25 protein-coding genes and 1 tRNA gene are annotated in these 23,576 nt (G+C 44.0%); 3 read left to right on the top strand and 23 right to left on the bottom strand.

Going from position 1 to position 23,576, the window contains the following annotated elements; all coding sequences use genetic code 11:
• Window positions 1–48: 48 nt before the first annotated feature.
• From RG608_RS01720 to RG608_RS01705, 4 genes are all read right to left on the bottom strand, one after another.
• Window positions 49–450, bottom strand: a complete 402-nt coding sequence (locus tag RG608_RS01720; protein WP_268687034.1) for a DUF1310 family protein — start codon at window positions 448–450, stop codon at window positions 49–51.
• 45 nt (window positions 451–495) lie between these two features.
• Window positions 496–888 carry a DUF1310 family protein gene (locus tag RG608_RS01715; RefSeq protein WP_268687035.1) on the bottom strand — a complete coding sequence of 131 codons (393 nt, stop codon included), beginning with the start codon at window positions 886–888 and terminating at the stop codon, window positions 496–498.
• A gap of 66 nt (window positions 889–954) precedes the next feature.
• Entirely contained in the window at window positions 955–1,083 is a 129-nt protein-coding gene (locus tag RG608_RS01710; RefSeq protein WP_260468515.1) for a hypothetical protein, read from the bottom strand.
• 256 nt (window positions 1,084–1,339) lie between these two features.
• Window positions 1,340–1,999: a hypothetical protein gene (locus tag RG608_RS01705; protein ID WP_268687036.1), complete on the bottom strand. Its 660-nt coding sequence runs from the start codon at window positions 1,997–1,999 to the stop codon at window positions 1,340–1,342.
• 251 nt (window positions 2,000–2,250) lie between these two features.
• Between RG608_RS01705 and RG608_RS01700 the strand changes: the two genes are divergently transcribed.
• Window positions 2,251–4,662: a bifunctional 2',3'-cyclic-nucleotide 2'-phosphodiesterase/3'-nucleotidase gene (locus RG608_RS01700; RefSeq protein ID WP_268687037.1), complete on the top strand. Its 2,412-nt coding sequence runs from the start codon at window positions 2,251–2,253 to the stop codon at window positions 4,660–4,662.
• Window positions 4,663–4,705: 43 nt separating this feature from the next.
• On the opposite strand, the gene RG608_RS01695 is transcribed toward RG608_RS01700, so the two are convergent.
• From RG608_RS01695 to RG608_RS01675, 5 genes are all read right to left on the bottom strand, one after another.
• On the bottom strand, window positions 4,706–5,458 hold the full coding sequence (locus RG608_RS01695) for a 16S rRNA (uracil(1498)-N(3))-methyltransferase (RefSeq protein WP_308946467.1): 753 nt from the start codon (window positions 5,456–5,458) through the stop codon (window positions 4,706–4,708).
• Entirely contained in the window at window positions 5,459–6,412 is a 954-nt protein-coding gene (gene prmA, locus RG608_RS01690) for a 50S ribosomal protein L11 methyltransferase (protein ID WP_268687039.1), read from the bottom strand.
• A gap of 142 nt (window positions 6,413–6,554) precedes the next feature.
• On the bottom strand, window positions 6,555–7,025 hold the full coding sequence (locus RG608_RS01685; protein WP_268687040.1) for a GNAT family N-acetyltransferase: 471 nt from the start codon (window positions 7,023–7,025) through the stop codon (window positions 6,555–6,557).
• Entirely contained in the window at window positions 7,022–7,474 is a 453-nt protein-coding gene (locus RG608_RS01680) for an NUDIX hydrolase (RefSeq protein WP_308946466.1), read from the bottom strand. Before RG608_RS01680 ends, RG608_RS01685 begins: the two co-directional genes overlap by 4 nt.
• Before the next feature lie 9 nt (window positions 7,475–7,483).
• Entirely contained in the window at window positions 7,484–7,954 is a 471-nt protein-coding gene (locus tag RG608_RS01675; RefSeq protein WP_268687041.1) for a DUF3013 family protein, read from the bottom strand.
• An 87-nt stretch (window positions 7,955–8,041) separates the two neighbouring features.
• On the opposite strand from RG608_RS01675, the gene RG608_RS01670 reads away from it, so the two are divergent.
• Together RG608_RS01670 and RG608_RS01665 are read left to right on the top strand one after the other, a co-directional pair.
• A complete protein-coding gene (locus tag RG608_RS01670) occupies window positions 8,042–9,310 on the top strand; it encodes a replication-associated recombination protein A (RefSeq protein ID WP_308946465.1) in 1,269 nt (422 codons plus the stop codon).
• A gap of 266 nt (window positions 9,311–9,576) precedes the next feature.
• Window positions 9,577–9,648 (top strand) — tRNA-Lys (locus RG608_RS01665).
• Between the two features lie 93 nt (window positions 9,649–9,741).
• Here the strand turns inward: RG608_RS01665 and RG608_RS01660 are convergent.
• The 14 genes from RG608_RS01660 to RG608_RS01595 form a co-directional block, all read right to left on the bottom strand.
• On the bottom strand, window positions 9,742–10,395 hold the full coding sequence (locus tag RG608_RS01660) for a hypothetical protein (protein WP_268687043.1): 654 nt from the start codon (window positions 10,393–10,395) through the stop codon (window positions 9,742–9,744).
• Window positions 10,396–10,527: a hypothetical protein gene (locus RG608_RS01655; RefSeq protein ID WP_308946464.1), complete on the bottom strand. Its 132-nt coding sequence runs from the start codon at window positions 10,525–10,527 to the stop codon at window positions 10,396–10,398. It abuts the gene before it with no gap.
• A gap of 883 nt (window positions 10,528–11,410) precedes the next feature.
• Window positions 11,411–13,261, bottom strand: a complete 1,851-nt coding sequence (locus RG608_RS01650; RefSeq protein WP_308946463.1) for a Cna B-type domain-containing protein — start codon at window positions 13,259–13,261, stop codon at window positions 11,411–11,413.
• Between the two features lie 396 nt (window positions 13,262–13,657).
• A complete protein-coding gene (groL, locus tag RG608_RS01645) occupies window positions 13,658–15,280 on the bottom strand; it encodes a chaperonin GroEL (RefSeq protein WP_002914472.1) in 1,623 nt (540 codons plus the stop codon).
• Between the two features lie 23 nt (window positions 15,281–15,303).
• Entirely contained in the window at window positions 15,304–15,585 is a 282-nt protein-coding gene (groES, locus tag RG608_RS01640; RefSeq protein WP_002898579.1) for a co-chaperone GroES, read from the bottom strand.
• Window positions 15,586–15,793: 208 nt separating this feature from the next.
• Entirely contained in the window at window positions 15,794–16,084 is a 291-nt protein-coding gene (locus tag RG608_RS01635; protein ID WP_268687046.1) for a DUF202 domain-containing protein, read from the bottom strand.
• Between the two features lie 94 nt (window positions 16,085–16,178).
• Window positions 16,179–17,033 carry a PTS system mannose/fructose/sorbose family transporter subunit IID gene (locus tag RG608_RS01630; RefSeq protein WP_308946504.1) on the bottom strand — a complete coding sequence of 285 codons (855 nt, stop codon included), beginning with the start codon at window positions 17,031–17,033 and terminating at the stop codon, window positions 16,179–16,181.
• The gene (locus RG608_RS01625) at window positions 17,017–17,862 is read right to left on the bottom strand and encodes a PTS sugar transporter subunit IIC (RefSeq protein ID WP_002896728.1); all 846 of its coding nucleotides are present in this window, start codon (window positions 17,860–17,862) and stop codon (window positions 17,017–17,019) included. Before RG608_RS01625 ends, RG608_RS01630 begins: the two co-directional genes overlap by 17 nt.
• A 27-nt stretch (window positions 17,863–17,889) precedes the next feature.
• Window positions 17,890–18,384, bottom strand: coding sequence for a PTS sugar transporter subunit IIB (locus tag RG608_RS01620; RefSeq protein WP_126435978.1), 495 nt, complete (start codon window positions 18,382–18,384; stop codon window positions 17,890–17,892).
• A 43-nt stretch (window positions 18,385–18,427) separates the two neighbouring features.
• The gene (locus RG608_RS01615) at window positions 18,428–18,865 is read right to left on the bottom strand and encodes a PTS sugar transporter subunit IIA (RefSeq protein WP_125331856.1); all 438 of its coding nucleotides are present in this window, start codon (window positions 18,863–18,865) and stop codon (window positions 18,428–18,430) included.
• 219 nt (window positions 18,866–19,084) lie between these two features.
• A complete protein-coding gene (locus RG608_RS01610; protein ID WP_268687047.1) occupies window positions 19,085–20,368 on the bottom strand; it encodes an ABC transporter substrate-binding protein in 1,284 nt (427 codons plus the stop codon).
• Window positions 20,365–21,048: a response regulator transcription factor gene (locus RG608_RS01605; protein WP_002896732.1), complete on the bottom strand. Its 684-nt coding sequence runs from the start codon at window positions 21,046–21,048 to the stop codon at window positions 20,365–20,367. Before RG608_RS01605 ends, RG608_RS01610 begins: the two co-directional genes overlap by 4 nt.
• A complete protein-coding gene (locus tag RG608_RS01600) occupies window positions 21,041–22,354 on the bottom strand; it encodes a sensor histidine kinase (protein WP_308946462.1) in 1,314 nt (437 codons plus the stop codon). Before RG608_RS01600 ends, RG608_RS01605 begins: the two co-directional genes overlap by 8 nt.
• Window positions 22,354–23,340 (bottom strand): substrate-binding domain-containing protein, encoded by a 987-nt coding sequence (locus RG608_RS01595; protein WP_268687048.1) that lies wholly within the window; start codon window positions 23,338–23,340, stop codon window positions 22,354–22,356. Before RG608_RS01595 ends, RG608_RS01600 begins: the two co-directional genes overlap by 1 nt.
• Between the last annotated feature and the right edge of the window lie 236 nt (window positions 23,341–23,576).

Raw genomic sequence — 23,576 nt, 5'->3', positions numbered from 1 at the left:
GCAATTCCAATTAAAGCAAGAGGTTTTCGCTATAACTAGAATAGTGAATCACTTGTCATCACTTTCCAACAACGCCCGCAAACCCGCTGATTCAGTCATACCATCCGTACGAATTTTCCCATTCTCTCCATCCATTTGAAGACCAGTCTTCCCAACCATACTTATACTATCATTAATGACAACATCAAACATAATACCTCCCATCGGATTATGCTTAATGGAGCTATCATCTATTTTATAAGAATGGATTTTCCCTTTCTCCGTTAAAGCATTTGGATCAATTGCTTTTAATTCTTCCACAATCAATTTCTTTACTTCCTCACTATGAACAATCCTGAACATTTCATTTTGAAATTCTTGGTTTTTGTGAGCTAAGTAGAGACCTACTCCTATGCAAGCAGCCACAAACAAGCTAACAATTGATAAGATAATTTTATGTTTTTGCTTCATGTATTCACCTCTAAAAAAAGAAATCACCTTATGACTCTTTGGCCATCACTCCCCTAGCAACTTCTGAAGATCTTTTGACCTATCCATACCAACAGTTCGTATGTCCTCATTCTCTCCATATTTTCTAAGGCCTGTTGACCCAACAATATCAGGGTCATCATTAATGATAATATCAAACATAATGCCTCCCATTGGATTATGGCGAATGCTTCTATCATCAATTTTATAGGACCTAACTTTCCCTTTGTCCGTTAAAGCACGAGGATCTAATTTTTTTAATTTCTTTTCTATTAGATTCTTCACTTTCTTACTGTGGACAATTCTTGTCATCTCATTCCGGAATTCCTGATTTTTATGAGCTAGGCAGAGGCCTCCTCCCAGCAATATCAATACAGTTAGGCCAATAAGCCCCATAATCCTATTTCTTCTCTTAGACATATAAACATTCCTCAATCTTTATCAGTTTCATTATATAATATATTTTCCCAAAAGCAAAAACCCGCCTTAAACGGGCGGGTTGTGGTGAAGAAAGTGATGAACTTCTTCCTTGATAAATTGACAATAAGCGTAGACAAGGTAGCAAGTAGATGCCACACCTAAAAGGGCGACAAACAACTCAAATAAGGCAGACATAGTCATGGCGAACCTCCTCTCCTTATCAGGCAAAGAATGCAGATACGCTTCCCAGCTTAGGCAGTCTGATTTTTTCCGTTTTATTTTCCTTTCCGACTTACCTAAGTGAGCTCATCACTATTATACCAAAACACGAAAGCGGATACAAGACAGTGAGACAGCTACTCCCAATAATGATTTTATCAAAGTAGATAACATGCTAAATTTGAAGCATCTAACGTAGGAATATCACTGTTAACAGATTTTTTATCTCCTTTTAATTTGACACGGTTTCTCTAAATGAGTAAACATTATCATAGTTGACAGTCACTGAATAATAGTAATAATCGTCGTTTCGGTTTGAGCTTCCAAAACCTAAAATCGCCTGCTCTCTTTCATTTTTGTGAAAATACTGATTGATAGTTTGATTTTGAATCGAATAATCAATATCAAACGCCCCGTTGTTGCCATTATAACTTTTGGATTTCATAGATAAAGAAGATAGAAAAGACTGATTAATCGTTAACTTTTGAAATAAGAATCCATCAAAAGGCCATAATTCTTTCGCTTTCCCCTCATCAGAAAAGATAAATTTCCCATCTATATAATCAACTCTTATTGTTTCTTCTGGTTTTTCAGTAATATCATCAGAAGCCCGTGTCTTGGTTAGCACTCCAGAAATTGTGTGATTGCTACTATCCCCTTGTAAAGTTATTTCGATAAGATAAGTCCCACGTTTGATATACACTTGCTCTACTTTAAACCCATCCGGAAATTGCTTAAACAAATCAAATAGATTTTCAGTGGGATAGACGCGACTCACTTCAGCTACCTTATTCTCAATCCAATCTCGGCTGCTCCTCTTTTCTCCGCATCCTATTAATCCTATCATGGCTCCCCCTAAAAGCAATATTTTGAGAAAAATTCTCTTCTTCATGATATTCTCCTTGATTATTATGCTTAACAAAGTAACTTATTTCAGTCACTGTATAGTGTACCATAAATTTTTGAAACTCTATTTTATTCTGCCTCCATCCGATTATTCACTTATCCGCTGATGTCTTCATTCAACATTTTCAAACCAATATTAGAAAGTATGAAATCTCTAAACTGGAAATTTCTTCTTGATGATAGCGCTTTAATATAGTATAATATAAGTCTGAAATTCATTTTAACAAAGGAGATATTATGTCTAAATCATCCCTTCAAAAAACGGTTGTGCTTTTGAGCGCAGCGGCTCTTGCGGCAGCTGTAAATGCTGTTCAGGCTGATGAGAATGCTCCAGCAGTCACTGCTAATCCTGCCCCAGTAGAAAGCAGCGCAGCGGAAGCAAAACCAACGACTGCTGCAAATCCTACTGAAGCTACTGCGACACCAGAGAGCGCGGAGCCTAACTCTGCTATTTCCCCAGAAAATGCCAGCGGAAACGCTGATGCTCTGATGGCTATGGCTCGCAATGTCGCGGCTACTGAGGATACTAAACCCGTGGAGGGACAGACTGTCGATGTTCGTATCTTGGCAACGACCGACCTCCATACCAACTTGGTCAACTACGACTACTATCAGGACAAGCCGGTGGAGACCTTAGGACTGGCTAAAACAGCCGTGCTAATCGAGAAGGCCAAGAAAGAAAATCCGAACGTCCTCTTGGTCGACAATGGCGATACCATTCAAGGAACGCCGCTGGGAACCTATAAGGCCATTGTGAATCCTGTGGAGAAGGACGAGCAGCACCCTATGTACGCTGCTCTGCAGGCTCTGGGCTTTGAAGCTGGTACACTAGGAAACCATGAATTTAACTACGGTCTGGACTACCTGAATCGTGTGATTGAGACTGCTGGCCTGCCTATTGTCAATGCCAATGTGCTGGATCCAGCGACTGGTAAATTCATCTATCAGCCTTACAAAATCATCGAAAAGACCTTTACGGATACTCAGGGCCGCTTGACGACTGTCAAGATTGGTGTGACCGGGATTGTACCGCCTCAAATCCTCAACTGGGATAAGGCAAACCTAGAAGGAAAAGTGGTCGTTCGCGATTCTGTTGAAGCTATTCGAGACATCATTCCTGAGATGCGCAAGGCTGGTGCAGACATCACTTTGGTGCTTTCTCACTCTGGTATCGGAGATGACAAGTATGAAAAAGGCGAGGAAAATGAAGGCTATCAAATCGCCAGCCTGCCAGGTGTGGATGCTGTTGTAACAGGCCACTCCCACGCCGAATTCCCAAGTGGAAACGGAACTGGCTTCTACGAAAAATACCCTGGCGTAGACGGTGTCAACGGGAAAATCAACGGTACTCCAGTAACCATGGCTGGAAAATACGGCGACCATCTGGGCGTCATTGACCTCAAGCTAAACTATACCGACGGCAAATGGAAAGTTACTGACAGCAAGGGCTCCATCCGTAAGGTGGATACTAAGTCTAATGTAGCCGATCAGCGCGTCATTGACATTGCTAAGGAATCCCATCAAGGGACTATTAACTATGTCCGCCAGCAAGTCGGTACTACGACTGCACCGATTACAAGCTACTTCTCTCTGGTCAAAGACGATCCATCCGTGCAAATCGTCAATAATGCTCAGCTTTGGTATGCTAAGCAAGAGCTAGCTGGCACGCCTGAAGCCAACCTTCCTATCCTGTCTGCAGCAGCTCCTTTCAAGGCAGGAACTCGTGGGGATGCAACGGCCTACACAGACATTCCAGCTGGTCCTATTGCCATCAAGAATGTAGCAGACCTCTATCTCTACGATAATGTCACAGCTATCCTCAAGGTCAACGGTGCTCAGCTCAAAGAATGGTTGGAAATGTCAGCTGGTCAGTTCAATACCATTGACCCAAATAATAGCCAACCGCAAAATCTGGTCAATACTGACTACCGGACTTATAACTTTGATGTTATCGACGGTGTTACCTATGAGTTTGACATTACCCAGCCGAACAAATACGACCGCGAAGGCAAATTGGCCAATCCAACTGCCAGCCGGGTCCGCAACCTGAAATACCAAGGCAAGGAGATTGACCCAAATCAGGAATTTATCGTCGTGACCAACAACTACCGGTCTAACGGTAACTTCCCTGGTGTTCGAGAAGCCAGCCTCAATCGTCTCCTCAATCTGGAAAACCGTCAAGCTATCATCAACTATATCTTGGCTGTCAAAAATATCAATCCAAGTGCTGATCAGAACTGGCATTTCGCTGATACCATCAAGGGACTGGACCTGCGCTTCCTGACAGCTGATAAGGCCAAGAACTTGATTGGTACTGACGGAGACATCGTCTATCTAGCGGCATCTGCCCAAGAAGGATTCGGCGAATACAAATTCGTCTACGTCGCACCGAAAACTGAACCGGTTCCTATTGAGCAACCAAGCTCTCCTACTATCGCTGTCGAAGCAGCCAACCTGCAGCATAGTAGAGTAGACTTCCCTGTCTTGACTGCTGTTGACCCTAGCACGAACAAGCAAGCGTCCCACAGACAGGCAGGAGCAGAAAGCCTCCCAGTAACCGGAGAAAAGACGTCCTCACTTGGACTCTTGGGACTTGTCATGACCGGACTTGCAGGAATCTTCGCCTTCAAAAAACGAGAAAAACAATAATGATTAAAAAATCAGCAACCATTCTGGTTGCTGATTTTACTTTTTAAAGACTGTCCTTGCTCAATTCTAACAAAACACTGACTGCGGTCAAGGCATAGAGCGGAGCTGTTTCAGCCCGCAGGATGCGTGGGCCTAGGCCTGCTGACACAGCGCCTGCTTGGCCAAAGGCTGCTATTTCCTCTGGCGAGAGACCGCCCTCCGGTCCGAAGATAAAGAGAACTTTTGCGCCGGCTTCCAAGCCTGACAGAGCCCGGACTAGAGCTGCAGATTCTCCTGCTTTGGCCGATTCTTCATAGGCTACAACGATTGTGTCAAATTGAGCCAGCTGATTCAAAAAATCTGATTTTTTTTCAAAAAGCCGAACTTCTGGAATCAGATTGCGCTTGCTCTGCTCAGCTGCTCCCTGAGCAATTTTCTCCAGTTTTTCACTCTTTTTGGCCAGCTTTTTGCCATCCCACTTAGCCACCGACCAGTCAGCTGGAAAGCCCCAGATAGCACTGGCTCCTAGCTCCGTTGCCTTTTGAGTGATAAATTCCAACTTATCACCCTTGGGAAAGCCTGAAGCAATGGTCACTTGAACCGGCAGCTCGGTATTGTCTGCTAGCTCCTCCACGATTTCCAAGCTCTGCTGACTGGGGTCTAACACCCGAGCCAGCCGTTTCACACCATCATCAAAGACAAATGTGACTTGGTCGCCCGCTTTGAGCCGCATGACTGAAAACATATGTTTGGCCGTGTCCTTATCCGTAACCACCAGAGGGGTCTGAGAATTTCCTTTTATAAAATACTGCTGCATCTAACCACCTATCACGCCTGAAATGTCCTGCGTTTTCTTAAAGACACAGGCATTCCATTCGCCCTGAATCATATGCGTTTCCAAGAAAAATCCTGCCGTTTCTGCTGACTCGCGCACCATTTCCCACTTCTCAGAAATAATCCCACTCATAATCAGATAGCCCTCATCCTTGACCAGACGGTAGGCATCCTCTGTCAGATGGACGAGAATATCGGCCAAGATGTTGGCAACAATGACGTCCGCCTCGATTTCTACACCTCGGAGAAGATCCCCCGGCGCCACATGAATGTTCTCCATACCAGGATTGAGCTCAATATTCTCCTGGGCCACGCGCACCGCCACCTCGTCTAAATCATAGGCATAGATGTCCTTAGCGCCTAAGAGAGAGCTGGCAATGGAGAGGACCCCACTGCCTGTGCCTACATCCAGCACCGTTTCTCCGCCCCGCAAGACCTGCTCCAGAGCAAAGAGGCTCATCTTGGTCGTCGGATGAGTGCCTGTACCAAAGGCCATACCAGGATCCAGCTTGATGATTTTCTCACCAGCTGTCGCCTCATAGTCCGTCCATGACGGCACAATGGTCAAGTCATGGGTGATACGAGTCGGCTCAAAGTACTTCTTCCAATTGTCCGCCCAGTCTTCCTCAGCCAGTTCCTGCCGAGTCAGCTGAATATTTCCCGTCTCCAAACCGAAGCCATCCAGCTCAGCCAGACGCTCATTGGCCTGAGCCGCAACAGCCTCTATATCCACCGAATCCGGGTAGTAGCCGGTAATCTTGACCCAATCGCTCTGCTCCACTTCTGGAAAAAGCTCACCATACTGGTCAACCTGCCCCAGATAATCTGCGCTGTCATCGATAGCCACGCCCTGACTGCCCAGCTCAATCAGAATATTCGAGGCCGCTTCCTCTGCCTCACGCTTCACTTCAATCGTTAATTCCTGCCAAGTGTCCATTATTAAATACCAGGCCCGTAAAACACAAAGCCAAAATAGGAAATTCTCTGACGACGCTTGCGTATAAGAGAACTTTATCTTTTTGGCATAGTATTTAGGGCGGGTTCAGTTTAGAAATTTAACTGAACAATCCTTTCTTTGTTTATTTCATTGTCTTCGTCATGTAAACCATATCCATGCCCTCTTTTTCGGGCTCCGTATGAGTCTGATGATAGCCGTTTTTCTCATAAAAAACTACCATACCTTTGTCTTGGAAAACCGTGCACAAATCCCATTGCATAATGGTGGAGAATTTCTCCTCAATCAGACCAAGCCCCTCAGAGCCATATCCTTTGTTCTGGTACTCTGGCAAAATCGCCACTGTCCCAATCCAGCCTGCTGTATGTTCGTCATTTGTATTCAATCGAATAAAGCCCAGAATCTTCTCGCCGTCTTTGACAAAATAATAAAAACTATTGGGCCGCTCAACCAGTTTCCAGCGAATCCGCTCACGCTCCTCCAGATAGGGATCGTATTGATCCTGATATTTCTCATAAACGGCCTTAAAACTCGCTCGCTGAATGGCAATAATGGTTTCTAAATCCTCAGCTCCTGCCCGTTCAATATAAATCATGCTCGCACCTCCAAATAATCTCTCAACCTGTCTTGCAGCTGCGGAACAACCTTTTCATCTGCTAAAAACTGGCTCACATCCATCATCTGATAAGCCTGGCCCTCATCGCCAAAGACAATGCCAGCAAATTCTTCCTGAGTGATGGTTCCTACCATAAAAATAGAGATTTTGTCTGGATCAAGCATTCCTTGATAGTCCTTAGCCCAGAGAATATCCGCTTCTTCAAGCTTCAAACCAAGCTCTTCAAAAACCTCTCGTTGGACGCATTCAAAAGGTGTCTCCTCGTCCTCTCGGCCACCGCCCGGCAGCTCCCATATATTGGGCCAAGGAATGGTTGAAATATCATCTCGCAAGATAGTCAGCAACTTGTCATCACAGAGCAAAGCAATCTTGCAGCCAGAAAATTCCATCTGTTTGTGCAGTAAATCTAGTCCTTCTGCATTTTCCATAAGCGCCTCCTAATACCTCGGATAGGAATAAAAGTCAGTCTCAGTCAAATCTGCTCTGCCATTTTCAAAAGCCTCAGCATTCCAAGCCATCTCAAACTCTGCTGCCTCTGGATCTGCTAAAAAGTCCATGAGTGCATCGAGACCAGACTCAGCCGTTTGGGTTAGGAAATCCACGAAATAAGCCAGAAACTCCCGCGAAAGGCCCTTCTTAGGCTCATAGGGCAGGGCTGCCAGATAGTCCTCAGCCTCGAAACGAGACTTGGTCGGATTATAGAAAAGCACGGCTTCCTCAAAGTAAATATCCTCAGCCGAGGCATTGCCCTCAGCATCAACAGTCTCAACTCCGCCTGGATTTTGCACCTCAAGGAGAAAGGCTACTTCCACTACGTGGTTCTTCTTGTCCCAGTTTATCTCATAGTCAAAAGGAAAACTCTTCCCCATTTCCTCGTCCAATATCTCCAAAAAACCGTACTTAGCCATGATTTCCTCTTTTCATTGTGATAAAATATTACTATCTACAATAGTAACACAAAAAGCCAAGAAAAACACTTGCAGAAAGGAAATCTTATGCCAGAAAACCTCGCCCTGCACATGCGGCCTACTGACATTGATCAGATCATCGGCCAGCAGCATCTGGTCGGACCTGGAAAAATCATCCGTCGCATGGTTGAAGCTAACCGCCTGTCCTCGATGATCCTCTACGGACCACCCGGCATCGGCAAGACCTCTATCGCCTCAGCTATTGCCGGCACAACCAAGTTCGCCTTTCGGACCTTTAACGCCACCGTAGATAGCAAGAAACGCCTGCAGGAAATCGCTGAAGAAGCGAAATTTTCCGGCGGACTGGTGCTCCTGCTGGACGAGATTCACCGCTTGGACAAGACCAAGCAAGACTTCCTGCTGCCGCTATTAGAAAGCGGTCTGGTCATCATGATTGGAGCGACGACAGAAAATCCTTTCTTTTCTGTCACCCCTGCTATTCGAAGCCGGGTTCAGATATTTGAACTTGAGCCCCTCAGCAACGACGACATCCGGACAGCCATTCAGCTAGCCTTGACGAATAAGGAACGAGGATTTGATTTCCCAGTGGAGCTAGACGATGAAGCTCTAGACTTCATTGCTATCTCTACCAACGGAGACCTGCGCTCCGCCTATAACTCGCTGGACCTAGCCGTACTCTCTACCCCAGAAGATGGCAAGGGCATCCGCCACATCACGCTCGATGTCATGGAAAACAGCCTGCAAAAGAGCTATATCACCATGGATAAGGACGGAGACGGCCATTACGATGTCCTCTCTGCCCTGCAGAAGTCCATCCGTGGCTCCGATGTCAATGCCAGCCTCCACTACGCAGCTCGCCTCGTTGAAGCTGGAGACCTGCCTAGCCTATCTCGACGCTTGACCGTTATCGCTTACGAAGATATCGGCCTGGCAAATCCCGACGCCCAAGTCCACACTGTCACAGCTCTGGAGGCTGCCCAGCGGATTGGTTTTCCTGAAGCCCGGATCCTCATTGCCAATATTGTCATTGATCTGGCTCTATCGCCCAAGTCCAACTCAGCCTATCTAGCCATGGACAAGGCCCTAGCTGACTTACGAAAGAATGGAAATCTTCCTATTCCCCGCCATTTACGAGACAGCCACTATGCCGGCAGCAAGGAATTGGGCAACGCACAGGACTATCTCTACCCTCACTCTTATCCTGGCAATTGGGTCAAGCAGGACTATCTGCCTGATAAAATCAAAGACGCCAATTATTTCACTCCTAATGAGAATGGCAAATATGAGCGAGCCCTTGGAATGACCAAGGATAAGATTGATGACTTAAAAAAATGATGACATCGTTTGCAAAAAATCACATTTTTCTCTTGAATTTTTCAAAATTTATGGTATCATAATTATAGAAACGCTGTGGTGTACGACTTCACACTTAAGTGTTGACCGACTATTTTTTGTATTATTAGGGAAACAAAAGACTTCTAACAGCATGCAAGCCGTGTCACGCGGAAGCAGCTTCAGTTAGAGCGAGTTGCCCACCTGCTTAATTGCGCGGGTTCAATACAAATCGTGAAGGTCCGGCACCAATACAGCTTTTTCTATTACCTCCTTAGCTCAGCTGGCAGAGCAGCGGACTCTTAATCCGTGGGTCGCAGGTTCGATCCCTGCAGGGGGCATAGAAATAGAGAAGAAAAAAGCCTTGATTTACAAGGCTTTTTTGTTTGTACTTTTATTGGTTATTCAAATCTTTCTCAATTTTAAAACGTATATCACAGCTTCCCTTCCTCTATCTCTTTTAAAAATCTTGTCATATAGATCAAGTGTCCTTTATTTGTATGTACATTAGCATCTAGGTATTCCAAGCATTTCCTAGCTCTAGGAGTGACTGAATATAGAGCCTTTATCTTTTCCCTCATTTCTAATGCCTCTAATACCAGATCTTCATCTTTCTTTGCTTCTTCTTGGGATTGCTTCAATTCTGATTGTTTTAGCTCCTTTAATACCTTTACTTTTTCAGCAATATCTGTTAAATTACTCAGCTTTTCTTCATATTCGCTTCTTATACTGTTTCCTTGTTGTTGTAGCCATTTTTTTAATTCTTCAAAGCTCTCATAAAGGTTCTTCCGTTTTAGCAGCTTTATCTCCTCTTCTCTTTGGAGCCGCTCCTCCTCTAATTTCCTTTCCTCTTCTAACTTATTTTTCCGTTCAATTTCCTCTTGTTCCCGCAACCGAGCAAGCCTCTCCTCTTCTTTTTGTTTAGCAACTCTATTCCTCTTCTCAGCCTCCTGCTCCTCTTGCTTCGCCTCCTTCCTCCACTGTTTCAATTTTTCTTTGTAGCTTTCAATATCAAATATTTCATTAAGTTCTGGATGAAGATAATCATTTATGACATAAATGATACGCTCAATCTTATTATACGCCAACTAACGTTCCTCATTTTTTCTGCTTAAAGCCATTTTAAAAAGAATATAATCGTTCCATGGATTAAACTCATTTTCTTTATCCTCTTTAAAATAACCCTTACTATAAAAATCTTCCAGCATCTCTTCATCCATCACTTCACGAAGATCTTCAAACTTTAGATTCTTTTTTAATTTATAAGTTTTTTCTGCTCTCTTTATACTTTTAGTTAGTTCTTCATTTTCAAACTTCTCAATACAGGAAGAACCGATTGGAGAAAGCTCTATACCAGAGCCATCATTCCTAGTAATAGCAAATACTTTCTTGAGGCTTTTATGACCACATAAACAACTTTGTTTTCTATCAGCATCAATTTTTACAAGTTCTGCTTTTGTCCACTACATTTTTGCCTCTTCCCAATTATCCGCAATACTTAGTTCAATAACAGTCTCTTTCAATAGCTCCTCTGACATTTTTTATATCTCCTTATTCCAAATGATTGTTCCTCAAATTGAGTGAATCTTTTCCTCAGGTTTCTAGTACAAGTATAACAGAAAAGAAGATAAATGAAAACGCATACATATAATCCTCTATATCATTTCCACACAAAAAAATTCCCTTCCTTTTGACACAAGAAAGGAGGGGGCATTGCATAGCAAAAACTACGAGAGAAGACTGAAGTAAAATAAGTTTGACGAAAACTTGATAAAGATGATCACACACCGAGCATATTCCTAAGGATGTCTTATAAATTTTTTGGTTTAGGAATTAAGAAAGATTATATATATCAAGTTTTGATGTGCCTCACGCTTGCATATCCAAGCGGCTTTCCCCGTAGTTTTGAGCAACTAATCTGTTCTAGGAAACATCTTAGTTGCTTTTTATTTTAAAACAATTATATTACGGAATATCATAGTATTGATTAATAAAAGAATACAAGATAATGACCGATTGTAAAACAAAGCTTGCTTGTTCCTACTTTCTAAAAAACAACTGTTGATAAAAAATCTCTGTCCCTTAAGGGAACAGAGATAAAATTTATTTCTTCTTCGCACGGAAGGCAATGAAGCCTACCAAGCCTACCAGAGCTACTCCGGCAGCAATCATAATCCAGCTGGCATTCTCACCAGTCTTAGGAAGAGCCTTCTTAGTTACAACATTATAGGCATTTCCTCCGCCACTACCATTATCTGATTCGATAATCACATCAGTGCTTCCTGTACTGCTGCTTGAGCTAGAAGTCGTGCTACTGCTACTTGAGCTGGAACTACTGCTGCTGCTAGACTTAGAGCTACTGTCTGAGCTAGGCTTCGGCGGTCTTGGAACTCCTGGAACTGGTGTATTGGTAATGCTCATACCATCAACAGTAGATGTATAACCATAAACGCGGTCTTCAGTAACAGAGTAGACAATATCTTTTCCATCTGCGCCGGTCGCTGGCAAGTCAGTAAACTCATACTTCCACTCACCCTGCGCATTTGGACCAACTTCCTTAGAAGCAACTTCAACACCATTAGCATGGAGACGAACCGTAATCTTGTCTGGACGTTTGCCATCTTTATCATTGTCGTCATTCCAAGTCTTGGTACCTGAAGCGGTAATCAAGGCCTGACGGTTGGTGAAGTCTTTGTAAATAATACCAGAACCATAATTCTTGAGCTGAGCAGCATTGACCTGAATCTCTTCATCTGACAGTTGGTAGCCTGCTGGTGCCTTGGTTTCCTTAATCACATAATGCTCTTTAATCAAGTTACTGAAGGAAGCAATCCCATTAGCATCACTAGTTGCTTTTTGAACAATGGTTACACCATCCTCATCGTACAATGTAAATTCAGCACCTGCCAAAGGTTTACCAGCTTCATCTTTCTTAGTCACCTGTACACCATAGATATCCCCATGTGCATAGCCGTTTGCACGTTGGTAGCGGACAGCAACCGAAGATTTTTGCTCTTCAATATTATCTGCTCGCAAGATAGCATCATTCGGGAAGACTGTTCCGTCAGCCGGAATTGTTGGGAAATTAACACGGTAGCGGACATAGAAGCCTTCATTAGCACCGATATGTCCCATGTTAATGGTAAAGGAGCGCTTGTCAGCCGCAAGATTAATCGTATAGTTTCCTGTCACATCCTCGCGCTGCTGGCTTAGTCGGTAAGAGTTATCAGCTGGGTCAACAACCCATGAGCCTTTAAGGATTTGGAAGCTGTTGAGATCTATTTCTCCGGTATTAAAGCCCAGAGTATCCGAAATAACAACATTATCCAGTTCTTGATTTTGTTGGTTGATATTCAGGCTGTAAGTAATGCTCTTAATATTATCCGCATTATTCCAACCGTATTTTATGAAAGTATAAGGAGTTGCTTGGCCAGGAAGACCTTTGAAGTCAATTTTCCCATACTCGATGATCTTCTTGCCAACGATAAGTTTCAGAGGGATAGAACCTTTTTCTCGAACCACATTATGGTCAACGCGTGCTAAAAGGTGAACTTTCCCTTCAATATGAGAGCGAGTCAGGACATAGTCTGTATAAGTCAGTGTAAGCTGCTTAGAGCTTGCATCAACCACAGCTGTCGCTACGAGATTACCGTCATCATCTTTGACTTCAAAATCAGCTCCCTCCAAAGCAAACTCAACAGGAAGTCCAATGGTAGTAGTATCTCCTGGCTGAACCTTGCCGTAATTGAAGGCAAAGTTTGCGTCAATTTGAAATTTTTCCCAAGGGGAAAGGCCGTCAGTCAGATCTTCACCCTTCTGATTGTAGACATTGATTGATGTGATAACATCATCTACCGTGTTAGCTCTGGCAGATTGACTGCTAGAAAACAGGCTAAAGAGGAGCACAAAGGCCACTGAGAAAAAGCGTGCAATAGTATGAGATATTTTTTTCATAAATAATCCCTCCAATATTACTTTTTTACCAGAAATGTTGAAATTAGATTAAATCCAGCTTACTTTTCTGGTGTACTACATATATTAGCCTATCATAGGATTTTATATAAGTCAAATATTAGACCGTATTTTTGTACAAAGTTCGGAATTAGTATACAAATTGTCAACTTCTTCTAATATATTTAAGTTTTTACCTGTTTTTATATATGAAAGCTACAATTATTTCCGGGTTTTGCTGGAATTTTAAAGTATGTTTATAAAGATAATTTAAAAAGCTAAGAGCAAATCCTTCAAGCATATCTAGACGATGTAGAAAGATTAACAAAAAATTGCCCCAGTCACCATCAGACTGGGGCAATCTTCTATTTTTATCATTTAGCATTTTGTGACTGTGATCTACATCATACCGCCCATCATGCCTGGATCCATAGCTGGAGCTGGGCTTGCTGGTTCTGGTTGATTAGCCACTACTGCTTCAGTTGTCAAGATAAGACTAGCAACAGAAGCGGCATTTTGCAAGGCTGAACGAGTCACCTTAACTGGGTCAATGATTCCAGCCTCAATCATGTTAACCCATTCGCCAGTCGCGGCATTGAAGCCTGTACCAACTTCAGAGTTTTTCAGACGGTCAATGACGATTGATCCTTCAAAGCCTGCGTTCAAAGCGATTTGACGAACAGGCTCTTCCAAGGCACGAAGAACGATGTTACGTCCAGTCCCTTCATCCCCTGCCAACTCAAGACCTGCGACAGCGTCCAGTACGTTGATATAGGCTGTACCACCACCGGATACGATTCCTTCTTCTACCGCTGCACGAGTTGCATTAAGGGCATCTTCGATGCGGAGTTTCATTTCTTTGAGTTCTGTTTCGGTGGCAGCTCCAACCTTAATCACAGCTACACCACCAGACAATTTAGCCAAACGTTCTTGCAGTTTTTCACGGTCAAACTCAGAAGTGCTGCTTTCAATCTGTGACTTAATGACTGCCACACGGTTGGCAATAGCTTCAGGATTTCCAGAACCTTCCACAATCACAGTGCTGTCTTTATCAACAGTGACTTTAGAAGCTTGTCCAAGCGCTTCAATCGTAGCATCTTTGAGCTCTAGGCCAAGATCATCTGTAATCACTGTACCGCCTGTCAAGATAGCAATGTCTTCCAACATAGCCTTACGACGATCGCCAAAGCCTGGTGCCTTGACAGCTACAACATTAAAAGTTCCGCGAATCTTGTTAAGAACCAGCGTTGGCAGAGCTTCTCCATCCACATCATCCGCAACGATCAAGAGCGGACGGTTGGTTTTCAAGATATTTTCCAATAATGGCAGAATCTCTTGAATGTTAGAAATTTTCTTGTCAGTAATCAGGATGTAAGGATTGTCCAGTTCGGCTACCATTTTTTCATTGTCAGTTACCATATATTGAGACAGGTAGCCGCGGTCAAACTGCATTCCCTCAACTACATCCAGCTCAGTTTCCATTCCTTTGGACTCTTCGATAGTAATGACACCGTCATTTCCAACTTTTTCCATAGCTTCAGAGATATATTCACCGACTTTCTCGCTGCGAGAAGATACGGCAGCAACCTGAGCAATAGCTTCTTTGTTAGAAACTGGAACTGAGTTAGATTTCAGGGCTTCAACAGCTGTCGCAACGGCTGCTTCAATCCCGCGGCGGATACCGATTGGATTAGCACCAGCTGTAACATTTTTAATCCCTTCACGGACGATAGCCTGGGTCAAAACAGTTGCTGTTGTTGTTCCGTCACCAGCGATATCGTTGGTCTTTGAAGCAACTTCTGACACCAGCTTAGCGCCCATGTTTTCAAAATGGTCTTCCAGTTCGATTTCCTTGGCAATGGTTACACCGTCATTGGTGATAAGGGGTGAGCCAAAGGATTTTTCCAAAACGACATTGCGACCTTTAGGACCCAAAGTCACCTTGACAGTATTCGCCAAGATGTCAACTCCACGAACCATACTGCTTCTTGCATCTGCTGAAAATTTAATATCTTTTGCCATTTTATTATTCCTCTCTTCTAATCTTACTCGACAACTGCTAGAATATTGGCTTCACTGACTAAGAGATAAGCTTCATCTCCGTCCTTGACTTCCACACCAGCGTGATTTTCTACGAGAACCTTGTCCCCTTCCTTAACGCTCAGGGCTACCAGCTCACCGTTCAAAGTACGAATGCCTTGACCGACTGCGACAACTTCTGCTGTCTTAGTCGCTGCTTGGCCGTTGCCTGCAATGACAAATCCGCCAACTTTCTGCTCTTTTTCTTCTACTTTCAAGACCACACGGTCTCCTAATGGTTTTAACATGGTTTTCCTCCAAATATTGAATTTTTAGCACTCTAAACTATCGAGTGCTAATCTATAGTTATTATTTTATCACTTGGTCAGAAATAGTCAAGAAAAAAACCGGCTAGATGAAAGAAAAATTTTATTTTTTTCTTCACTGCCTCCTAAAGTCAAAGAAAAAAACAAGTCCGAGCTAAAATCCTCTCAGACTTGTCTTTAGGGGGAATGTCTATCTTGCAAGTTTTAGTTTTGCTTCAAAATCATCAATCACTTTTTGCAGATTTAGGCGTCCTCTATAGATACCATAGCCAAACAAAAGCATGGCTAAAATACCCAGTAGAGCTAGGACGATTCCTGCAATCAGCGCTAGGAGATTGGTCTCATGAAAGAGATAAATCAGAACAAGACCCATGCTGGCAATGGCAAAGAAGAGACTGAACCAGCGTCCTAGATTTTCAATCATATGCTTCTGGTAGTGAATTTCTGTTTCATAGCCTTGAATCAATTCTTGTTCTGTCATGATCTTCTCCGTTCTTTCTTTTACTCTGCTCAAAAAAATTTGTATTAGACTAGCAGCACATCGGACTTACTGCTAGCCTAAAATTGAGCGAGGATTAGTATTTCAGTTGAGGGTCAAAGATGCCAAGAGCTACACCAATCAAAGCAATGACAACCAAGAGGAGCATAACGAGGTTTGGTGATATTTTTTTCTTGGCCATCAGCCACCAGCAAAGGGTGATAAAGCCAGCTGTTAAGAGACCTGGATAAACACCGTCAATTTTTTCTTGCAGCTTCAGGAAGGCTTCGCCATCAGCATTTTTCAGCTCTAATGAAGTCGTTACAGATACCCAAGTTGCAGCAACTGCCCCGATAACCATACCACCAATGACACTGATTGCCTTACGAAGGGCCTGTCCTTTAGGTCCTACAAGGAATTCAACCGCCTTGTCTCCTAATTCATAGCCTTTGAAGTAGGCAAAGCGCATACCGCCATAGATGAGAACATTCCAGACAAGGATGTAGAAGAGAGCCCCAATAGGATTTCCACCTTTCGAGAGGCCAAGGGCAATCCCCAGTAGAACTGGAATCAAAGTTCCAACCGCCAAAGAGTCACCGATACCTGCGATAGGTCCCATGAGACCGGCACGCATACCATTGATAGTTTCGCCATCAACAGCGTCACCATTGGCACGTGCTTCTTCCAAACCAGCTGTAATCCCCACTACCAAAGCTCCAAGCTGAGGTTCTGTATTGAAGAAAGCCGTGTAGGTCTGCATAGCTTCTTTCTGCTCTGCTTTGTCTTTGTAGAGTTCTTCCACGATTGGCAGCATAGAGGTCAAGTAGCCGAAAGTCTGCATGTGCTCTTGAGAGAAGCAAGTCAAATGACCATAGTACCAATGGTGGAATGATTTCGCTAAAGTCTGTTTAGTTATTTTCTTTCTTTCAGCCATCTTAGATATCCTCCTCATCGTCATCAAAGTCAGCCCCACCAGCTGGCGCGGTTACACGAGCTGATTTGATTACTTCCAATTCATAGTAAATTACTGCAAAAATCAATGAAACAACTGCACTGGCAACCAAATTAAGACCAAGTGACTTAGCCAAGGTGAAGCCCACAAAGAATGGGATAAAGTCAGCAGCTTTCGTAACGATTTGTTTCAAAAGAATGGCAATACCGACACATGGGAGAAGAGCTCCGACTGTAAAGAGGGATTTCATGATGAAGCCATCCATTGGCAGGTGGGTCTTCATCAGTTCAACCATATTGGGACCAAACTTCGTGATGATCATAGTTGGAAGGAAAGAGAAGACAAAGTGGGAAATCCAAGGATAGACCCAGTCAACAGCGTAAAGCTTTTTGAATTCGCCTTTTTCAACAGCTTTCCAGCCAATGTGCTGCCAAAGCAAGTTTGTAGTTGCTGTTCCATAGAAGAGAACTGTACCGATAGTACCAACTGCTGCTCCGATTGGTGCAGCTGCTGCAGCGATAGCAGATTCAGACGTGATTCCTTTAGAGTGAACAAACAAGATTGCGAGAGGAATCCCAATGTAAGAGATCGCCCGCACGTCAGCGGAAACTGTACCACCTGGTGTTACCAGAGCGATATAGAGGACCTGAAGGGCTACCCCAACCATAATCCCTGTTTTTAAATCTCCAAGAATCAACCCGCTAATCAAACCTCCGACCAGAGGACGTCCCAGAGTGTAGTTACCAATACTAGAACCACCCATACCAGGCATAGAAGCTAAACTAGCAAAAAGACCCAGTAAAGCGGCTTGCAGCCAAGAAATTGTCATAATAGACTCTCCTTTTCATTATTGTAATTAAAAACCAAATTTAGACTTGAAATCGCTCCAGTAACCGATGGAAACATCTGGTAAGAGCTGGAATTTGACTTTGTAGCCAGCTTTTTCGATCGCCTCAATCGCTTCTGCTTCTTCCTGAGTGATGGACTGGTTGTTGCCCAGTTTAACAGCTCCCGGACGGTCATTAGCAGGACCGATGATGATTTCCTTAACATCCCCAGGTACAAAACCTTGGTCCACTAGGATTTCCTTCATGTCTACAGGATTTTTCGTAATGAGGAAATAGCGGCTGTCTGACTCTGTAACCTTACCTGATTTTTCCTTGAAGGCTTCCTTGGTCCAAACAAAAGTCTTCTTGTCAGAAGCTCCCTTGTAGGCCTGAATCAAAACCTTGTTTCCTGCTGCAGCATTATTAACTGCAATCAAGCCATCACAAGGGTATTCCTTAGCCCAGCGAGTGACTGTTTGACCGTGGATCATGCGGTCGTCAATCCGTACAAATGATACTGTCATCTTTAAAATCTCCTTTTATCTTTTATAATGTATGGCGGAAGCACTAAATGTCGTCTTCATCTTCGTCAGCTGCATCGCTTATGACTTCAAATTCCTGCAAAGCAGCTGTGGCCTCGGAAAGGATAGCCTGAGCCAGATCTTTTCCATCTAGGATGTCTTTCATAACCAAGCCAGTCAGTCCCATGGTTAGGTTCAAACCTCCCAAGATAACTGCTGAGTCGAGCTTACCCATGTCAGCTAAGACGCTAGCTGCTGTCGTCAGAGGACTGCCTCCTACAATATCAGCCAGAACTAAGACACTGTCATCAGCGCTTAAGCCAGACAAGGCCTGAGTAAAATCAACTGCAAAATCATCAACTGACTTGCCTTCCTGAAGACCGACCGCAATCACCTGATCCGTCTTGTCTCCGGCAAACATCTTCAAGGAACTCTGCACGCCTGCAGCCAGTCCCCCATGGCTGACCAGTACAAGGTATTTCATCTTTCCTGCCTCCTTTATCCTTCAACTTCTTAGCCAAGTCAGGCTTTAGATGACGAAGGATTTATTGATGATTTTATTGTACAGAATATGGAACCGGTTTCATATTGTCAAATGTCACTTTGCCCAGATGACATTTGTTAGGAAAAATATGACATTTGTCATATTGGTCTAGTCAGCTGTGCTTTTTCTGGCTTAATTAGCAATAAAAAAGAAAGCAGATTATTTTCCGCTTTCTATTTCTCTTTGAATGCTCGGCAAGGCACTGTCAATCTCTTGATTCTGCATAGCATTTTGAATCAGATAGTCCATCCGGTCCATCGTATGACGGTCTACTTCTAGACTGATGTCAATGATAGAGCGATTCATCATGTGGTCTAGCCTCTCAGAAGTCAAGGAATCCAAGCCAAAATCATCAGCCTGTAAGATTTCTCTAGCCTGTTGACTTTTCACCACAGATGGTAAAACTGAGGTTCCCTGCGATTTTTCAAACAAGGCCTGCTGGCTTTCTTTGTCCTGTGACAGCAAGAGCATAAATTCCCAAGCCAGCTTCTCTTGCTTGGTATTGGAAGACATGGCAAAGAGCGAAGTCTTAACCTGTGTTCCCATCACCTGGCTATTGGCTGTCGGCATCGGGATACAGGTCCAAGAAAAGCTAGAATACTTGGCAACATGGTATGGGTAGGGCTTGTAGGTCCGATACTGAGCCAGACTCATAGGATAGAAGGCCACCCGCCCCTCATCAAAGTCATTAGAAGTCACCTTATAATGCTGGCTGAGCATGTCTAGCTTGCTCATAAAGGCCAAGGCTTGGTGCATCTCTGAACTGTCTACATTGATACCGGATTTATCGATAAGGTGGCCGCCATAAGCTACCAGAGCCTGCTGCCAAGTGTAATCCGTAATACCGTACTGATCCACCACACCATCGCCATTGGTATCCTTGGTTACTTTCTTGCAAATCGCATAGAAATCCGCCAGGGTCCAACCTGACTCAGGAATGCTAATCCCTTCTTTTTCAAGCAGGTCTTTATTGACACACATCATGATAGGATTGCTCTCAACTGGAAGAGCATAGCTGACTCCCTGATATCGCCCAGCTTCATAAGCCACCGGATAAAAAGCCTTTCGTTCATCATCCGTTAAAAGGGTATCCAAGGATTTGAGCGCGCCAGTCGAAGCCAACATGCTAAAGTCGTTTTCCGGTACCGTAAAGAGATCTGGCTGTTCGCCTTTCAAGACTTGCTCTGCCAGCCAGTCAGCGTAATCATCCTTGGGAATACCGCTTTCGTAGACGACCTTGACATGAGGATGCGTCTTTTCAAATTTTTTAATCAGGCTGTCCAAGACCTTGTTTTCACGGCTGTTAGGCACATCCCAGCTAGAGCCAGCATAGACACCGATACGAAGGACTTTTTCCTGAGCTGAAGCCCAAAAGACAAAAGCCAAAGCAACAGATATAATCAGGACAACCAGTAGGGCCAAATGTCTCAGTCTCCACTTCATTTGTCGCTTTCCTTACTAAAATCTCTCTGGGTGACTCCGGTCTGCACAGCCCAGATAGCCAGCTGGGTTCGGTCGCGCAAGTTTAGCTTGGCTAGGATGCCTGACAGGTAATTTCGGACTGTCCCTTCTGACAGAAAGAGCTTGGCAGCAATTTCTTTATTAGAAATCCCAAAGCCAATCTGCTGGATAATCTTCCACTCCGTCCGGCTCATGTCCTCTATATTTTCCTCCGTCACCGTGATAGCAAAGTTGGACTGGGCCATCTGTGAAAAGATTTTGAAGACCTTGGTGGCAATATTGGGATTGATCATAGCTCCGCCTCGATAGACTGTCTGAATGGCTTCGTGAAGCTCTTCTGTCGAAACTCCTTTGAGAATATAACCAGACGCACCGTATTTAAGAGCGGAGAAGATAAATTCATCGTCGTCAAAGGTCGTCAGAATGATAATCTTAACATCTGGATACTGCTCCTTGACAGCCTTGGTACAGAGAACACCGTCCATGACTGGCATGCGAATATCCATCAGAATCACATCTGGGCGCACCCGATGAAGCTTTTCCAGCACTTCCTTGCCGTCTCCAACTGTCCCGACAACCTCAATATCAGCGTGGGCTGACAAGATGATTTGCAGAGACTCGCGAATCAAGGCCTGATCATCTGCTATTAAAACCTTAATCATGTCTTCCTCCTATTTTTGGGATTTCGATATGCGTGTAGAAACCGTCCCGATTTTCAAAACGGACGCTTCCGCCAATAATCATTAGGCGCTCCTGCATCTGCTTGAGGCCATAGCCATAGTGGAGTTCATCAAAACCAACACCATCATCCTGAATGGTCGTTACATAGGACTCTTCCTCCAGTAACTCAATCCAGATAGTCTTGGCATGCCCATGGCGGACAGAGTTGGTAATAGACTCCTGAATCACCCGAAAGACAATGTCTTCCTTGGCGATATCCAAGTCAATATTATCCCATTCGTAGCGGAGATGAATCTCCAAATTAGAGATGGCTTCATACTCACGGATAATCTTAATCAGAGCTTCCTTCAAAGTGTTATTTTCCAGAGCTCCCGGTCGCATCTTATTGAGCGAGCCGCGGACATCACGGATACCATCTCGAACGACGACAGAGACATTATTGAGCTGCTCCTTAGCCCGATTGGTATCAATATCAACCAAGACCTTGACCGCATCAATACCCGCTGAAATTCCCGTTAGGGCATGGCCCAATGTATCATGAATTTCTCTGGCAATCCGCTTCCGCTCTCGATCTTCTGCTATTTTTTCGGACAAGGCCAGATAAGAGTTCAACTCGCGATTGGCCTGAGAAGCCATGCGCAGCTCTTCCTCAATCCGATGACGCTCTGTAATAGCCGACAAGATGTAGAAGAGCAAGGAAATCATAAAGACAACGATATTGAGGGAGTAGAGAAAGTTCTTGCCAAAAAGCAGCAACAACCGGACGGACTCTGGGTAAAACCGAATATAGGTATCCAGCGAAGGCAACTTGATAAAGAGCGACATGAGGTCATAGTTGGACAAGAGTAGCATGCCAAAGCTCAAAATAATGAAAGAAAACCAGTACTTCTTGTCCTTGGAAGAATTGAACTCCTTAGAGCCATAGAAAATATCCGCAAACACCAAGAGAATCAAGCCATTGTAGGACGAGTGCAAGACGGAAAAGATGACCAGCATGAGCAGGATTTCAATAATAGTCGCCTTGTCATAGACGGACAGCTGATTGGGGTGGCGCTCCCGGTAGTACATGACCAAAAGCAGACAGGCATAGAGGCTAATTGATACCCAGAAAATCAAGCTGGGAGAGCCCGGAATAGCATCCAAACGCTCCAAAAGCGAGTGACTGAAGCCCTTAGCTGCTACATAGTTGGTCGCAAAGAGATAGATGGACGCATTATAGACAATGGCAACCAGATTGATGACCATCAAGGCTATTTTGCTGTAAAATATACTTTTTTGAGGTCTCATTATTGCCACCCTGTAACTGTGTATTGACTGATATTATCCCTGTTGACTAAGTGAACGGGAATCAGGTATTGGCTGTCGTAGGATTTCCCCTCTTGCATCAGCTCAATTACCTGCGCCACCTTGCGTCCCATCTGAATGGGCGATTGGGCCACGGTCCCCTCTATGTCGCTAGTCGTAGCCAGAAAGTTTTTGATATCTGGTGAACCATCCACGCCATAGATTGAGATTTTCTTATCAAGACCTTGATTTTTAATAGCAGCCAAGGCCCCGATGGCTGCCCGATCATTGAGCGCCATAACCACATTAAAGTCCAAACCTTCGTCTAGAGCCCCTTTGACCTGTGGCATGGTTTCCTCGGTCTGGCCTAGTGTTTCTTTCTGGGAAATAATCTTGTAGCCGGGCTGTTTTTCAATCGTATCAATAAATCCCTGAATCCGGTCCATGGCAGAGACGGCATTACGGTGCTCTAGAAGGAGAATATTGGCAGAAGGCCGACGCTTCATCATGTCCTGGGCAATCAGGACGCCTGCTTGGTAGTTATCAGACACAATGGTCGTATCCACTTTTACATCCTGACTGATAGGCGCATCCACTACGATGATTTTAATCCCAGCTTTCTTGGCCTTTTGAAGAGAGGAAATAATACTTGGACTATTGCTTTTTACCGGATTGATGACAATGACATCAACCTTTTCTCGGACAAAAAAGTCAATCTGCTGGCTCTGCTTGCCCTCATCTAGCTCAGGATCCCGAACGTAGAGTCTGCTGCCCTGCTGGTTGGTTTTCTTCTCCAGCTCCGCATTTAAGGTCTTGTAAAAGTCATTGTTCATGGTCATGTAAGTCACCCCAATCTTGACCTGCTTCTCATCTGGCAAAACGCCCTTGAAATAAACAAAAAGCAAACCCAAGATAAGCAGAATGAAAAGCGGCCAGAGAGCCTTTTTCTGATAATGCTGTATCCGTTTTTTGACTTTAGCTGATATCATTTTTCACCCCCCATGCCGTAAGCACCTTTATGAAACATATAGGATTATTATATTACAAAGCCGCCAAAAAGCAAAATCTTTCCAGAAATGGTTATAATAAAAGAGGCAAGACAGAATCTAAAAAATCCATGATTTTTGATTCTTGGTCCCACCTCGACAATCATAATTAAACTTTTAAAAGCTTGAGAGAAATAGAATTCAGTCAAACAGATCTTGCATCCTGCAAAACTGAATGA

Source organism: Streptococcus sp. IsoGale022 (assembly GCF_031142805.1).
GTDB classification, from domain to species: Bacteria; Bacillota; Bacilli; order Lactobacillales; family Streptococcaceae; genus Streptococcus; species Streptococcus sanguinis_A.
The sequence above is the reverse complement of the archived record's forward strand: the minus strand, read 5'-3'. Positions and strand labels throughout refer to the sequence as shown.